This window comes from Sphingobium sp. B10D7B (assembly GCF_025961955.1).
Taxonomy (GTDB): domain Bacteria; phylum Pseudomonadota; class Alphaproteobacteria; order Sphingomonadales; family Sphingomonadaceae; genus Sphingobium.
Genome location: NZ_JAOQOQ010000001.1, coordinates 90,081 through 103,892 on the forward strand (window position 1 = coordinate 90,081; position 13,812 = coordinate 103,892).

The 13,812-nt window shown below is 59.8% G+C and carries 12 protein-coding genes; 10 read left to right on the forward strand and 2 right to left on the reverse strand.

The window, feature by feature from the left end:
• Window positions 1-324: 324 nt before the first annotated feature.
• From M2331_RS00435 to M2331_RS00445, 3 genes are all read left to right on the forward strand, one after another.
• Entirely contained in the window at window positions 325-1,323 is a 999-nt protein-coding gene (locus M2331_RS00435; RefSeq protein ID WP_181558472.1) for a GlxA family transcriptional regulator, read from the forward strand.
• A 147-nt stretch (window positions 1,324-1,470) separates the two neighbouring features.
• Window positions 1,471-1,791 (forward strand): histidine kinase dimerization/phospho-acceptor domain-containing protein, encoded by a 321-nt coding sequence (locus M2331_RS16610; protein ID WP_181558473.1) that lies wholly within the window; start codon window positions 1,471-1,473, stop codon window positions 1,789-1,791.
• Between the two features lie 223 nt (window positions 1,792-2,014).
• Entirely contained in the window at window positions 2,015-3,772 is a 1,758-nt protein-coding gene (locus M2331_RS00445; protein WP_181558474.1) for a GGDEF domain-containing phosphodiesterase, read from the forward strand.
• Here M2331_RS00445 and M2331_RS00450 read toward each other — a convergent pair.
• Window positions 3,762-4,241 (reverse strand): type II toxin-antitoxin system RelE/ParE family toxin, encoded by a 480-nt coding sequence (locus M2331_RS00450; protein ID WP_181558475.1) that lies wholly within the window; start codon window positions 4,239-4,241, stop codon window positions 3,762-3,764. The genes M2331_RS00445 and M2331_RS00450 overlap by 11 nt on opposite strands.
• On the reverse strand, window positions 4,238-4,477 hold the full coding sequence (locus M2331_RS00455; protein ID WP_181558476.1) for a type II toxin-antitoxin system ParD family antitoxin: 240 nt from the start codon (window positions 4,475-4,477) through the stop codon (window positions 4,238-4,240). Before M2331_RS00455 ends, M2331_RS00450 begins: the two co-directional genes overlap by 4 nt.
• 118 nt (window positions 4,478-4,595) lie before the next feature.
• On the opposite strand from M2331_RS00455, the gene M2331_RS00460 reads away from it, so the two are divergent.
• From M2331_RS00460 to M2331_RS00490, 7 genes are all read left to right on the forward strand, one after another.
• Window positions 4,596-5,228, forward strand: coding sequence for a tyrosine-type recombinase/integrase (locus M2331_RS00460; RefSeq protein ID WP_181558477.1), 633 nt, complete (start codon window positions 4,596-4,598; stop codon window positions 5,226-5,228).
• A 251-nt stretch (window positions 5,229-5,479) separates the two neighbouring features.
• Window positions 5,480-6,013, forward strand: a complete 534-nt coding sequence (locus M2331_RS00465) for a PEPxxWA-CTERM sorting domain-containing protein (RefSeq protein WP_181558478.1) — start codon at window positions 5,480-5,482, stop codon at window positions 6,011-6,013.
• A gap of 122 nt (window positions 6,014-6,135) precedes the next feature.
• The gene (locus M2331_RS00470) at window positions 6,136-6,696 is read left to right on the forward strand and encodes a sigma-70 family RNA polymerase sigma factor (RefSeq protein WP_181558479.1); all 561 of its coding nucleotides are present in this window, start codon (window positions 6,136-6,138) and stop codon (window positions 6,694-6,696) included.
• 28 nt (window positions 6,697-6,724) lie between these two features.
• The gene (locus M2331_RS00475; RefSeq protein WP_181558480.1) at window positions 6,725-7,420 is read left to right on the forward strand and encodes an anti-sigma factor domain-containing protein; all 696 of its coding nucleotides are present in this window, start codon (window positions 6,725-6,727) and stop codon (window positions 7,418-7,420) included.
• 86 nt (window positions 7,421-7,506) lie between these two features.
• Window positions 7,507-8,067, forward strand: coding sequence for a fasciclin domain-containing protein (locus M2331_RS00480; protein WP_181558481.1), 561 nt, complete (start codon window positions 7,507-7,509; stop codon window positions 8,065-8,067).
• A gap of 1,871 nt (window positions 8,068-9,938) precedes the next feature.
• Window positions 9,939-12,368: a TonB-dependent receptor gene (locus M2331_RS00485; RefSeq protein ID WP_264592234.1), complete on the forward strand. Its 2,430-nt coding sequence runs from the start codon at window positions 9,939-9,941 to the stop codon at window positions 12,366-12,368.
• Window positions 12,369-12,376: 8 nt separating this feature from the next.
• Window positions 12,377-13,777 (forward strand): MFS transporter, encoded by a 1,401-nt coding sequence (locus M2331_RS00490; protein WP_181558482.1) that lies wholly within the window; start codon window positions 12,377-12,379, stop codon window positions 13,775-13,777.
• Window positions 13,778-13,812 lie beyond the last annotated feature (35 nt).

The following is a 13,812-nucleotide window of genomic DNA, read 5'->3' on the forward strand; positions in this document are numbered from 1 at the left end:
CGGCCAGGTAATATTTGCGCCTCCACAATATGGGCCGATGAACAGACGGCAGCTACCGGGAAGCCAAAATCCGCCAGCGAATGTCCGAGATTAAGGCGAAGTCGGTCGCATCTGTACGCACTGGCTGAGTTCAAGGGGATTAAAAGAGCTATGCTCTGCCATGGGTAACGGCAGCAGAAGCTGACATGCTATGTCGAGCTGCGCCGCTCGGACATCCGCAGCTGCATTTGCTCTGACAGACCCCATTGTTGTAGGTAATTGAGCACCCGAGGCGTATCGTGTTTCTGATCGGTGATCTTGCGTCGCCGCGGAGCGCTTCAGGCCATGCTCGTCACAATCTTTGCCCCAAGCAACGTTCATCTGCTGGAAATAGCCGGTGTACGAGACGCGCTGTTTGAAGCGAATTGCAAAATGGGGTCCGGTAATCGCTATCGCGTCAAGCTGGTGACAGAATGGGGCATGCCGGAGCAAAGCGCCTCCGGCATCGTTTATCTGCCTGACGCCAGCATCTACGACGAGACAGAGCCGTGCGACACTTTGATTGTAGCAGGGCCATATGGCGTCCCGTCGCCCCAAAGCGAAGCAGTCAATGATTGGTTGCGGGAGCAGTCACGGCAGTCCCGGCGTCACGGATCGACGTGCACCGGGGCCTTCCTGCTGGCTCATGCCGGATTGCTGGCGGGTCGTCGTGCGACAACCCACTGGGAGTATGCTGCACGCCTTGCCGCCGACTTTCCGGACATTCTGGTGGAACCCGACCTCATCTTCGTGCGCGACGGACCAGTGTTCAGCTCCGCAGGGGTAAGCGCAGCGATAGACCTCGCATTTTCGTTGATCGAGGAGGATCACGGGCGGGCACTGGCGCTTTGGGTGGCACGGCGGCTGGTCGTCTTCTTGAAGCGACCCGGCGGTCAGTCGCAATTCAGCGCACTGTTGACCGCACAAACTGTTTCCAACAGCCCGATCGACAAGATAAGACTTCACATCCTCGAACATCCCCGCGCGAAGCTGACCCTTGAAACCCTTGCAAAGATTGCTGGCGTAAGCTCGCGCCATCTCTCCAGGCTGTTCCGCGCCGAACTCGGCATGAACCCAATCGCATATGTCGAATTGACCCGGATCGATATTGCGCGACGACTGCTGGAAGAAAGTTCCGCTCCGATAAAAGCGATTGCCTACACTGCCGGGTTCGGCTCGACGACTACGCTCAGACGGGCATTCCTGCGCAGGATGGGCGTCACGCCCCTGGAGTATCGCATGCGCTTTCACAGCAGCGGAGGCGGAGAGCCGATCAACGTCGAAAGAGCCGCTATTCTGTCCTGAATGGTCGCATCAGCGAAGTTGAAAACAGCGCTGCGGGACGACATCGTGGTGCCAAGAGGCGATGGCAACTCGTTCCCGCAGGCTCACGATAAGTGAAAAGACATAAAGCGCGGCAGTCTCGCCACCCCAGCGTGGAGATTTCAGCAAATGATACAAAACGCTGTTGAGCAATGGCAAAATGTTCCGCTCCGCAAGGACTCTCTTTTCGATACCTACTTCCACACTTTGTCGCATGATCTCAGGACACCGCTCACCCACATCACGGGATTTGCTGAGCTTCTCAAGCTCGATGGAAACCTTGGGGCAACCCAGCAAGAATATGCCTCTGCAATCGTGTCGGCATGCAGCGAGCTGCAAAATACGGTCCTGGCGCATCTTCGCCTCATAGAAAGTAGCCTTCAGGCTGCATGTCAGATGCCTCCGCTTGCTGACGACGCGTCTTCGCCCGCACCTCAGAGCGACACGTAAATCCAAAAATATCTTTACCGGATATCGCAGCTTGGTGACCCGCTCGACCAGGCCACGAGACGTTTGCCGTATCCCGACGAAACTGGCGTCGATTTGTCTCGAAACGCCGCGCCGCTGAAATTGAAACGTCGGCACCACGGCATCATCCTCTAGCACGGAGGCATGGGATGAGATCTGATCTTTACGCGCTCATCGCGATGAAACTCGAAAGCCTGTTTGCGAGATGACTCCCGATGCGGCCGACGGCACGATCGTGGAGCCCGGTAGAACTGGTTCCCCGTTGCTGCGATGGCCTCGCCTCCTCGGTGGGCGCAGAGGCCAGTGTGTAACAGAGCTCTTTTCCAAACTTGCGCTCGATCATGTCAGCGATGGCCTGCTCGTCGCGGACATGCGCCTCCGGGGGCAGCCCATAGTCCTGGTAAACCCAGTATTCGAAAAAATTACTGGCTATTCTGTTGACGAAGTCATCGGCAAGAACTGCCGCTATCTCCAGGGAAGCGATCGGTTGCAGCCGGAACTTACGGAAATACGGGCTGCGCTTGCGGAGGCGCGCGCCTGCTCGGTGACACTGCGCAACTACAAGCGGGACGGAACGATGTTTCGCAATGCTTTGCGTCTGGAGCCGTTTCGGGACTACCTAGGGCGCCTCACGCATTTCGTGGGCCTGATCCGGGATGTCACGCACGCACCGGGTGTCGATCGGCTTACCGGACTGCTGGATCGTTATGGGTTGCTCGACCGGCTGGCACAGATCGAAATGTCGGCGAACTCCGCCTTGCTGGTCATCAAGCTCGACGTCCTGCGGTTCCGTGACGTCAACAACGGTTTCGGTTACGATGTCGGTGATGCGCTGCTTCGTTCGGCGACAGCGCGTCTGGCTGTTGTGCCAGCCCTGGCTATCGCTCGCGTCGGCAGCAATAACTTCATCCTGGCCTTCGCGCTCGATGATGCCAGCCGTGCGGGCAAGATCGTCAATGAGGTCCTCGACTTGCTGAGACCCCGATTTGTCCTGCCTGGCGCATCGCTTACAGTGCAGTTTGCCGCTGGCTTCGCTGTCGGGCTCGCCGGAACCGATCCTCTTCTACTGGTCCGGCATGCAGGTGCGGCGATGCAACGATCCAAAGCGACGCCCGACCACGGCCCCCATCCGTTTGAGGAAGCAGATGACCGAGACGCGCGTAATCGCATTCGGCTCGCGAACGAACTGCAATCCGCCGTTTCCAATGACGAGCTGCTGTTTCATTATCAGCCCCAGGTCGATCTGCAATCCGGTGACCTGATCGGCGCTGAAGCTCTGCTCCGTTGGGACCACGGCGCATTCGGCCTCCAGCTACCCGGCCGGTTCATCGCCGTTGCTGAAGAGACCGGCGCCATGATGGAGATCGGAGCGTGGGGCCTGCGTACGCTCGCGACGTATGCAGCGCGGGTCAATCAAAATCGTCGGATACCGCTCCGGTTCGCTTTCAACATGTCGGTGATGGAGTTCACGCGAAGGGACGTCGTCGCCTTTGTCGAACAGGTGCTCAACGAAACCGGGTGCAAGGCCGAATGGCTGACGCTGGAGCTTACCGAAGAGCTGATGGCCCCTGAGTCGGACGATATACGCCGATCCTTCGAACATATGCGGCGCCTGGGGGTCGGCATTTCGATCGACGATTTCGGCACGGGCTATTCCAACCTACGCTATCTCGAACGGTTTCCACTCAGCGAGATAAAGATTGATCGTAGTTTCGTGCGGGAAGTGGCGCACAACCATGTCAAGCACGTCATCGTTGAAAGCATCGTGAAGCTCGGAGTGGCGCTCGACGCGCGCGTCGTCGCGGAAGGCATTGAGACTGAGGCCGATCGAGTGATGATGCGGACACTGGGCTGTTCGGTGGGACAAGGCTACCTCTTCGCGCCGCCGCTCGACGAACAGCGCTTCGAAATCCTACTCAATCAAGGAATTGTAATGCGCGAGGACCGTCTGTCTAAGAGTTAAAGCGAATGTGCGCCCCCAATGCCATCGTGCACCTCGCAGGCGAACAAGACGCAGCCCATTTGTGAACAAATATGACGATGGCTTCTTTGCCACCTGACCGTTTCACATTTGGTGAGTAATGCTCACCTGAATGAGCGGCAGCTATTGGGTAACCGAAACCTTGCTTCCAACGCATGTCCCGTTTGGCGTGAAGCACGCGCCAAACATCTACATAGGTCTCGAATTCAAGATAAAAAACGATCCACGGGAATCCTTTCAGCCCTATGGTCCTCAACCCCGGTAAGTTCAGCTCATGAGACCACCTCGGGGATCCTGCCGCTGGCATTTCCCCGATGAATGTATAGGCCTGTTCAAGAGCATCAATGAAGCCGAAGACCACTTCCGCGCCAGCTTCGTGCGTGTAATGCTCGACCGCAAGGTCCACATCCTCCCGCGCTTTGGCGCGCGGTATGACAAGTTTGGCAGTCACGCCCCCGCGCGTTGCGTCACACGGTTACGAAGGCCTTGGAAATATCCGGCGTCGACTGGCGCGGTGGCTGCAGAACTGGCGCCGTCCAAAAGCATTTCGCGAAGGCGCTGAATGTCCTGATCCTTGCGGATCAACTCCCGCACATACTCGCTGCTCGTGCCGTAACCACGCACGTTTACCTGCTGGTCCACAAACGCTTTGAGCGCGTCCGGAAGCGAGATGTTCATCGTTGACATGGCCTATGATATAGCGGGTTTGGCAAAATTTGGCAAGATGTCGCGAGGCTCAAATCGCCGCACATAGTGACGTTCCGATATCTTCCGGCCGGCCAATTTTGGCCATCGGAGAACTATCATGGGACATTCAGACCTTGATCCCGCCATACATGACCGGCGCCCTTGGAATGCAGGGCAGAATGTTGGGCCAAAGCGCCCATTGAAGCCGCGCGATATCTGGGCCATCCGTTTCTATCTCGACGAAAATAAGCGTCTACGCGACCGGGCGCTCTTCGACCTGGCAATCGATAGCAAGCTGCGTGGCTGTGATCTGGTCAAGATCAGGATCGGCGACCTGATGAGTGCAGGATCATTTCGTGATCGCGCGACTGTCATCCAGCAAAAGACTGGTCGTCCGGTACAATTCGAGATCATGTCCGAGGCACGCAAGAGCCTGAAGGCATGGCTTGATCGGCGCGGCGGGACGATCCGCGACTTCGTATTCCCAAGCAGGATCGATTACCTCGGTCATTTGAGCACACGGCAATATGCGCGCCTCGTCGACGAATGGGTGTCAACGATTGGCCTCGACAAACGAGAGTATGGCACGCACTCGATGCGGCGGACGAAGGCGGCACTGATCTACAAAGCCACAGGCAACCTTCGGGCAGTGCAAATCCTACTCGGCCACACCAACATCGAGAATACCGTCAGATATCTCGGCGTAGATATCGATGATGCTCTGACGCTGTCCGAACGGACCGAAATCTGAAAATTCCGGCTTCCTGACCTCCTTGGGAAGCCGGTTCATTCATATGAATGACAGGAGATGTCAGCGAATGCCCGCAGCCGCGCGAACGACGGCTAGTTGGCGATTTGCGACGCTTCGAAGTGGATGCCAGAAGCAACGAGCGCCATTAGCATTTATTTTACCACGTCTGCGTCCGCCCGAACTCCACGCCCGTATCTATCACGCGGGCACATTTCTGTCGCCTGCATGACGACAGATGTGGGAGACGACTGATGTTAAAAAAGGCAAGCGGGCTCGTCGCGATTGCGGCCCTGTCATGTAGCCTGCCGGCTCACGCCGCGCAGTATATGTTCAACTTCGCGACAAGCACTCCCCTGTTCGGTGGCTCGGTGAACGGCAGCGGGGTTTTCACAACGTCTGACACCCCAATGATGGTGGGTGGTCAGACCGCCTACGTCATTGCCAGCATTACCGGCCAGGTGAACGGCTTCGACATCGTCGCTCCAACTGGCAGTTACGGCAATTACTTCACCACTGGCCCAAGTTTTCTTGATGGCACGGGCGTCACATTTAAGACCACGGGCAGCAGCAATCATAACACGGTTACATTCTTCAACCAGAGCAGCAACGGCATCTACCGGGTGAACACCTTCTCGCCTGGCAGCTCGTCCTTCGTGACAGCTAGTTCCAGCGCAGTGGCAGCCGTCCCTGAACCGGTCAGCTGGGCGCTGTTCATCATCGGCTTTGCCCTTGTGGGCACAGCACTACGTACGCGCCGCCCACACCTCGCGCCGCTCGCGGCCTGATTATTACTGCGGTTGGCCGGCCACTCCCTTCCTGGTGCGTCCGGCCAGCTGCGATCTGAATTCCCTATGCATTACGTGACACGTCGCTATGCTCTCGCGCTCTGGGAGAGCCGCCGAACGATATGACCGAGGCTGCCGATCGTGACCGCGAAAAGCTGGTGGCAGCACTGGCCCAGGTCGCGCGAGCCGATCCAGCCGCGCTGCGGCAGGTCTATGATATGACCAGCGCGAAGCTATTCGGCGTCTGCCTGCGTATCTGTCAGGATCGGGACGTGGCGGCGGATATCGTGCAGGAAACCTATCTCAAAATATGGCAGCGCGCCGGACGTTTCGATCCGGCCAAGGCAAGTCCGATCACATGGCTGTGCGCCATTGCGCGCAACGGAGCGATCGACTGGTGTCGTGCCAATCGTCAGACGATCATCGTCATCGATGATGCTGGCTCGATTGCCGACACGCGCGCCAGCGCCCCGCAACAGATCGAAGAGGCGCAGAGCCAGGCGCGCATCGTCCATTGCCTGGAGGAACTCGGCGGTAACCCTGCCGACGCTATCCGCGCGGCCTTCTTTGGCGGCCTCACCTATGTGCAGCTCTCTCATCGTATGAATGTCCCGCTCGGCACAATGAAGAGCTGGATCCGTCGCGGTCTCGCGCAGCTCAAGGAGTGCATCGGCGATGGCTGACGCAGCACTCACTCGGGAAGAGCGCGACATGCTCGCAGCAGAACTGGCACTCGGCATCCTGGACGGGGCGGATCACGCCATCGCGCTTCGACTGCAAGTGTCCGATCCAGCGTTCCGGTCCGAGGTGCTCGCTTGGGAGGCCCGCTTCGAGCCGCTTCTCGATGGCTATGACGACACCGACGCGCCAAATCTCTGGCACGCGATCGAGCAGCGGCTACAGACCAGCGGCGCGCCAAGTTTGAGCCAGCCCGACGCAATCCGGCGCAAATTGGCCGCTTGGCGACTAGGCACATTGGCAATGGGCGCCATCGCCGCTTGCCTTGCGATCTTCCCGCTGTTCCGTCCTGCGCCACCCCCCGTACGGACGCAAACTCAGGTTGCCCGCGCTGGCCAGCCCGCCATCGCACAGCTGGGCACGGGGGAGGACGCGCACCAATTCGCCGTCAATTACGACATGAGCAGCGGCGAGCTCAGCATTCGAGCGCTTAAGATGCCGTCAAGCCCGCTTTCGCCCGAACTCTGGATTATCCCGGCGGACAATGTACCACGGTCGCTCGGCCTTGTCTCAGCGACGGGTTCAAAGCGCATCATAGTCGCACCGCAGTTGCGTCCCCTGTTGAAAGACGGCGCCACACTCGCCATCACGCTCGAAAAGAGCGAGGGCGCCCCGCACAAGGCGCCAAGCTCTGCGCCTGTGGCCGCCGGCTCGATCAACATAATCTGAGCCCGACTGCATCCGTGGCCGCTACCCTCTCGTAACTGTTTCGTCTCCATCACCGGGGGCGAGAGTTTGAGAGAGGACATGTCTTCATGCCTAAATCTAGCACAGCCCTGCGGATCGCAAGCATCCTTGCCTTGACGTCGATCGGTACGCTTGCCGTCGCAGCAGCCAATCCGATGGTCGGCGGCGCAGCCATGTATCCGACCAAGACCATCGTCGAAAATGCCGTCAACTCGAAGGATCACACGACACTCGTCGCTGCCGTGAAGGCCGCAGGCCTCGTCGACACGCTTAACGGCAAAGGGCCCTTTACGGTCTTTGCGCCAACCAATTCGGCGTTCGCCATGCTGCCTGCCGGCACTGTCGACAATCTACTGAAGCCCGAGAACAAAGCCATGCTGGTCAAGGTGCTGACCTATCATGTCGTGCCCGGCAAGCATAACGCTAAGGAAATTGCTTCCATGGCGAAGATGCACGGCGGCAAAGCGATGTTCAAAACTGTCGAAGGCCAGGACATCACCCTCTCGCAGGATCCTAAGGGTGCCTGGTGGGTGACCGATACGAAAAGCGGCAAGGCCCGCATCACCATTGCAGACGTCAACCAGTCCAATGGCGTCATCCACGTCGTCGATAAGGTTCTAATGCCGTGAGGCCGCTCCGCACGGATTTGCCTTTCTTACTACGTGTCTTTCGGCCCATCACCGTGGGTGAAGAACTTCGTCAGCTGTTCCGTGATCGTGATGCGCATCTAGTATCCGAGCCGGATTTCAGGGCGCGCAAAAAGCAACTGCTGGATTGGTCAAAATGCCAACTCACACGTGCCTTACCGCGTAAAATGCGGCGCGACTGGCGCTACACCGGTTCCGAAAGCATCTAATTGGGCTAACATACCCAGGTCTCAGTGCGGGCTCGGCAAATGGACCGAGCCCGCATCGATATGGTCCAGACTCCAGCACATGAACGAATGTCGGTTTTCAGACAGAATAGAAGTCGCGCTGAATGACCGCTTTGTCGGCGGCCGCTGCCCCATCGTCGCTTTTCCGGACCACGGCAGCTAAAAGCGTTTTTCACTGATAAGCCGACTGTTCGGACACGACGACATTGCGGACGTCCCGGCTTATCGACGGTCGCGTGTCACCATTAGAGCGTCGTCTATCTCCCAAGCGTCGCTTTGGCGGATCATCCGCGCCACGGTGTGAGCGTCTCTGCTCCAATACCGAACTACGAACGCGCAGTTGATAGTAGTTGGACTTCCCGGAAGATCGTTAGGCAAGGCGTCACTGCACAATACGTCGGCTATTCGCTTTATGCGTTCCGAATGGATCAGTACGACGCTGCTCGGGTCGTCTTGGGCCGCTTGGCTGGAGGCGGCTTGGACGACCGCGCTGTCGCGGTTACGAATTGCGGCCAATATTTGTTTATCGGTCGGACAGAGCGTCGGCGCAGCGCAACGGCTCACATTGGCCAAGATCAATAAAGCAATCAACTGCGTGTCCTTCTAACCGCGTAAGACACTACTAGCGTGAATGGCAGCTAACCACCAATTTGCAGCCATCCACACCGATCACCGGCGCCCCCGAAACCGGTCGGCCGGTTAAGATGAACGACCGGCGGCTTTCAGGGACCGCATGAAGATGAGCGAACGGCCGCTAGGTCGGCGCGTTCCGCCGGATGGGGTGAAGAGGATCGAGTGGCTACTATTGTTCGGATCAGACGCTAGCTTCGCTCGCTCTGAACGACGGAGTTTGGTTGGCATCGGACCCAAGTATTGTCGGTCGCGGACCCCGACAGGTGGATGAAAGCAGGACGGGTTTCGACGAGCAGCTTTGGCCCAGCGAATGTCGTTTTTGAGGGCGTAGACGGCAATCTTCCTAATGGCTGAGCCCCCCGCACTTATCTTAGGGATTGGAGCCGGCCCTTCGCCCGCACCCAAACTTTGCCGTAGCAAAAGCAAAACTTGCCTTGACGAAATCATATTCTATCGATTAGGTTGAAATACCTCGAGCGGGATGGCTGGTCAGGCCCCTGCCGCATCATCACGAGTGTCTGACCCGCGGCTTTTGATAGGGATGCAGCTTGCTCCGCGTGACCAACCGCTAAAGCGCACGATGCTCAGGCGACCGCGCCAGGCGTCGTGTTCCCCTCTCTAACGATGAGGTGATCCGATGCGCATGACCCACCAGCTCTGTTGACCTAGTCCGCACGCAGTCGCGTGCCGGTTATCGCGAGCCAGCGCCCGAAACGGCTTATGCCCTCCGGACGCACTCGGGGACCGGCGCGTGATGATGTCGCGCCTACCATCCGGTGGCCGCGCCTTTCGCTCTGCGAGGATCATCATGATCAGGCTCACCAGTTCCGATTTGGCGGACCTGGCGCGCTACCCCCTGTCTCTTCAGCAATCGGCGCTGGCCATCTGGTCTCAGCTGCCGGGGGGAAGCCTGCGCTCTGTCCGCCCCGAAGACCGTGACGGCGAAAACCGACGGTCGACCAAATACAGTCACGTTCAGGGACAACCATAATAATGACACTTAATCAGTATATTATCGGGCTCTATACAGGCGAGCGCTTCTCGCCTACCGGCGCGCGCCGGACGATGCTGCGTGCAACAGCTGCAGCCCTGTCGCTCGCAGTGCCGATCAGCGCCCATGCGGCCGAAGAGCCAATGCAGACCGAGCCGACCGCAGCGGAGGAGGACGCAGGCTCGCCGATCATCGTCACAGCCTCCCGCCGCCGCGACGAAGCCGTGCAGGACGTGCCGATCGCCATCAGTGTGATCGACGCGGCGACGCTTGATCGTCGCGGCGACTTCACCCTCGGCCAGATCCAGCAACAAGTGCCGGCGCTGCAGGTATTCAGTTTCAACCCGCGCAATACCAACATCAACATTCGCGGCCTCGGCAGCAATGTCGCATTGACCAATGATGGGCTGGAGAACGGCGTCGGCTTCTATATCGACAATGTCTACTATGGCCGCGTCGGCCTTTCGCAGTTCGATCTGGTCGATCTCGAGCAGATCGAGGTGCTGCGCGGCCCGCAGGGCACGTTGTTCGGCAAGAACACGACCTCGGGCGTCATCAACATCAGCACCCGCAAGCCAAGTTTCGAGCCGGACGCTTCCGGCGAGGTGAGCATCGGCAATTATGGCTATCGGCAAGTTCGCGGCTCGGTATCCGGCCCGATCGTCACCGATCGTCTCGCTGTGCGCCTGAGCGGCGCCTACACCAAGCGCGATGGCCTCCTCTTCAACACCACCACCGGAGAGAAAGCGCAGGACTATGAGAATGCGAGTTTACGCGGCCAACTCCTCTTCAAGCCGACAGACGATCTCTCGATCAGGCTGATCGGCGACTATGCCAGCCAGAAGCAGAATTACGCCCTTAACGTCTTTGCGAACTATGTCGGCACCTACGACAATGGCGCGACGATCCCGAACAATTTCGCGGCGCGCCTGGCGCGGTTCAACCGGTCACTGCCGGCCATCGATCCGTTCGCGCGACGGGGCGAGTCCGACAGTCATTACCAGTCCAACATGGATGGCTATGGGGTGTCCGGTCAGGTCGACTGGGATCTGGGCGGCGCCGCGCTCACTTCCATCACAGCCTATCGCTGGTGGGACTGGAACCCGGCCAATGATGGCGATTCCACCTCGCTGCCCGTGGTCACCAAGGCGCAGCAGGCCAACCGCCAACGCCAGTTCAGTCAGGAAATCCGCCTTGCGTCCAAGGATGATGGCCCAATCGATTATGTGATCGGCGGCTATTATTTCTGGCAGATCATTCGCGGTTATGGCGCGAGCCGCTACGGCTCGGCGGCGGCGGCCTGGAACTTGCCGGCAGTCGATCCCGTGGTCGGCAACGCAGCGCTTGACGGGTTCGAGGCGAACTCCACCTCCACGCCGCAGACGAGGAGCCTCGCCCTGTTCGGGCAGGCGGACTGGTCGATCAGCGATGCGCTGACCCTGACCGCCGGCCTGCGCTACACCCATGAGAAGAAGGAGGGCGCGTTCCGCCAATATTGGGTGGCGGGCAATGATCTCTCCGGCCTCACGCCGGCACAGCAGGCGACAGCGAACGCCATCCGCGCCCAGTTCAACCCGGTGCAGACCTTCGCGACCGCTTTCTCGGATGACAGCCTTTCCGGCCTCGTTACCCTTCGCTGGCAACCAACGCGTGACGCGATCATTTATGGCACCTATTCGCGCGGCAACAAGTCAGGCGGGCTCAATCTGACTGCCTTGCCGGCGGGTATCGCGCCAGAGGTCGCGCCGGAGCGAGTCGATGCCTATGAGGTCGGCTTCAAGTCGCAGCTGTTCGATCGCGCGTTGACCTTCAACGGGGCGCTCTACTGGATCGACACCGCCAATTATCAGACGGCGATCACCGAGCAGGTGGCGAACACAGTCACCTACCGGCAGTATATCGCGAACATTCCCAAGGTGCGCTCTCGCGGCTTCGAGCTGGACGCGGTTTACGCTCCCTTGCGGCACTTCAGCCTCAATGCGTCGCTGGCTTATGCCGACACCAGCTATCGCGATTACAGGAACGCGCCGCAGGCCGTCGAGCGCCTGAACATTTCTGCCGTACAAGACCTCACCGGCCAGCAGCTCCCGGGCGTGCCGAAGTTCACCTACACTTTGGGCGCAGATGTCTCGACACCGGTTCCCGCATTGGGCAGCGCGACCGAGATGTACGGCCATGCCGACTGGTCGCATCGATCGAGCTTCAACACCTCCGCCTCTAACTCGCGGCTCGCCATCGTGGACGGCTATGGACTGCTGAACGGGCGGATTGGCTTACGGTTCGACGACGGCCGCTACGACCTCTCGATTTGGGGCAAGAACCTGCTCGACGAGAATTATTTCCAGACGCTGTCGGCCGGGAACACCGGACTGGTGACGGGGCTGATCGGCGACCCGCGCACCTACGGCATCACACTCCGCGCAAAATTGTGAGGCACGCCATGACCGCACTCACTGCAATCCCCTCGTCCTCATTGTCGCCGCTGCAGAGCAAGGGCGACGAGCGTTCCGGCGCCCTGCGGCTCATCCGCTTCTCGGCGGTTGCCGTGCCGATCGCCGCCGCGACCATGCCCATCGGCGTCTACCTCCCCGCCATTTTTGCACGGGACTTCGGCCTGTCGCTCGGCATGATCGGCTTCATCTTTCTGATCGGCCGCCTGTGGGATGCCATTTCCGATCCGCTGATCGGCTCCCTGAGCGACCGTACCCGCAGCCGCTTCGGACGCCGCAAGCCATGGATGGCCGCGGGGGCCGTGCTGTTCACCCTGTCCTCCATCTTCCTGTTTTTTCCGGTCGCGACGGTAACGCCGCACTACCTCGGCGGCGTCCTGTTCGTTTTTTACCTAGGCTGGACGGCGATCCAGATCCCCTTCCTGGCCTGGTCCGGCGAGATCTCCGGGCATTATCACGAGCGGACCCGCATCGCGACCTACCAGACGGTCGTGGGTTCGGCGGCGCTATTCGTTACGCTGCTGCTTCCCGCGCTCGCCGATCAACTGCGGCCGGGCGACGGGCACCTGCAAATGTCACTGATGGGTGCGCTGGTGCTTGCCACGGTCATCCCCGGCGTCTTTCTGTCGCTTACGGCATTTCCGGAAGTTCCGGCTCCGGCCGGGCCAGCGGAGACGCTGTCGATCAAGCAGACGTTGCGCGCGGTGTTCGCCAATACCCTGCTTCTGCGCGTGCTCGCCTCGGACTTCGCCGTGACGCTTGCCCAGAGCATTCGCGCAGCGCTCATCGTCTTCTACGTCAGCTTCTATATGGGCCGGCCGGACTGGGCAGCGGCGCTGTTCCTCTTCCAGTTCGTCTTCGGCATCTTCGCGGGCCCCATCTGGCTGCGCATCGGCCTCAAGCTCGGCAAGCACCGAACGGCGGTCTTGGGCGAGCTGGTGCAGGTCGCGGTCAATCTCAGCCTGCTGCTGGTCACGCCGGACACCTTCGGTCTGCTGCTGGCGCTGACCTTGGTGCAGGGGCTCGCGCAAGGCTCCGGCAACCTCATGCTGCGCGCCATCGTCGCCGATATCGCCGACAAGCACCGCCTCGAAACCGGTGAGGAGCGCACCGGGCTTTATTATTCCGTGTTCAGCCTCGCGGGCAAAGGCGCCTCGGCCATCGCTATCGGTGTGGCCCTGCCGCTCGTCGCCTGGCTGGGCTTCGATCCCCGGGGCAGCAACAGCCCGCAAGCGCTGCTTGGCCTTGCCTATGTCTTCGCGCTTGGTCCTGCGCTGGGCCACGCCTTCTCGGCGCTGCTCCTCGCCCGCTTCCCGCTCGACGAAGCCGCCCATTCCGAAATCCGCCGCCAACTGGACGACCAGCCCCTCGCTCTCGCCCCGGCCGAGTGACCCGCACTGAATAAAATCCCTGAAAGGAGATGCAC

What these genes read in the sequence shown, in the direction of transcription:
- M2331_RS00435 (WP_181558472.1), top strand. Translation starts at nt 325, where the DNA reads ATGCTCGTCACAATCTTTGCCCCAAGCAACGTTCATCTGCTGGAAATA.
- M2331_RS16610 (WP_181558473.1), top strand. Translation starts at nt 1,471, where the DNA reads ATGATACAAAACGCTGTTGAGCAATGGCAAAATGTTCCGCTCCGCAAG.
- M2331_RS00460 (WP_181558477.1), top strand. Translation starts at nt 4,596, where the DNA reads ATGGGACATTCAGACCTTGATCCCGCCATACATGACCGGCGCCCTTGG.
- M2331_RS00475 (WP_181558480.1), top strand. Translation starts at nt 6,725, where the DNA reads ATGCTCGCAGCAGAACTGGCACTCGGCATCCTGGACGGGGCGGATCAC.
- M2331_RS00480 (WP_181558481.1), top strand. Translation starts at nt 7,507, where the DNA reads ATGCCTAAATCTAGCACAGCCCTGCGGATCGCAAGCATCCTTGCCTTG.
- M2331_RS00470 (WP_181558479.1), top strand. Translation starts at nt 6,136, where the DNA reads ATGACCGAGGCTGCCGATCGTGACCGCGAAAAGCTGGTGGCAGCACTG.
- M2331_RS00465 (WP_181558478.1), top strand. Translation starts at nt 5,480, where the DNA reads ATGTTAAAAAAGGCAAGCGGGCTCGTCGCGATTGCGGCCCTGTCATGT.
- M2331_RS00455 (WP_181558476.1), bottom strand. Translation starts at nt 4,477, where the DNA reads ATGTCAACGATGAACATCTCGCTTCCGGACGCGCTCAAAGCGTTTGTG.
- M2331_RS00485 (WP_264592234.1), top strand. Translation starts at nt 9,939, where the DNA reads ATGACACTTAATCAGTATATTATCGGGCTCTATACAGGCGAGCGCTTC.
- M2331_RS00445 (WP_181558474.1), top strand. Translation starts at nt 2,015, where the DNA reads ATGACTCCCGATGCGGCCGACGGCACGATCGTGGAGCCCGGTAGAACT.
- M2331_RS00490 (WP_181558482.1), top strand. Translation starts at nt 12,377, where the DNA reads ATGACCGCACTCACTGCAATCCCCTCGTCCTCATTGTCGCCGCTGCAG.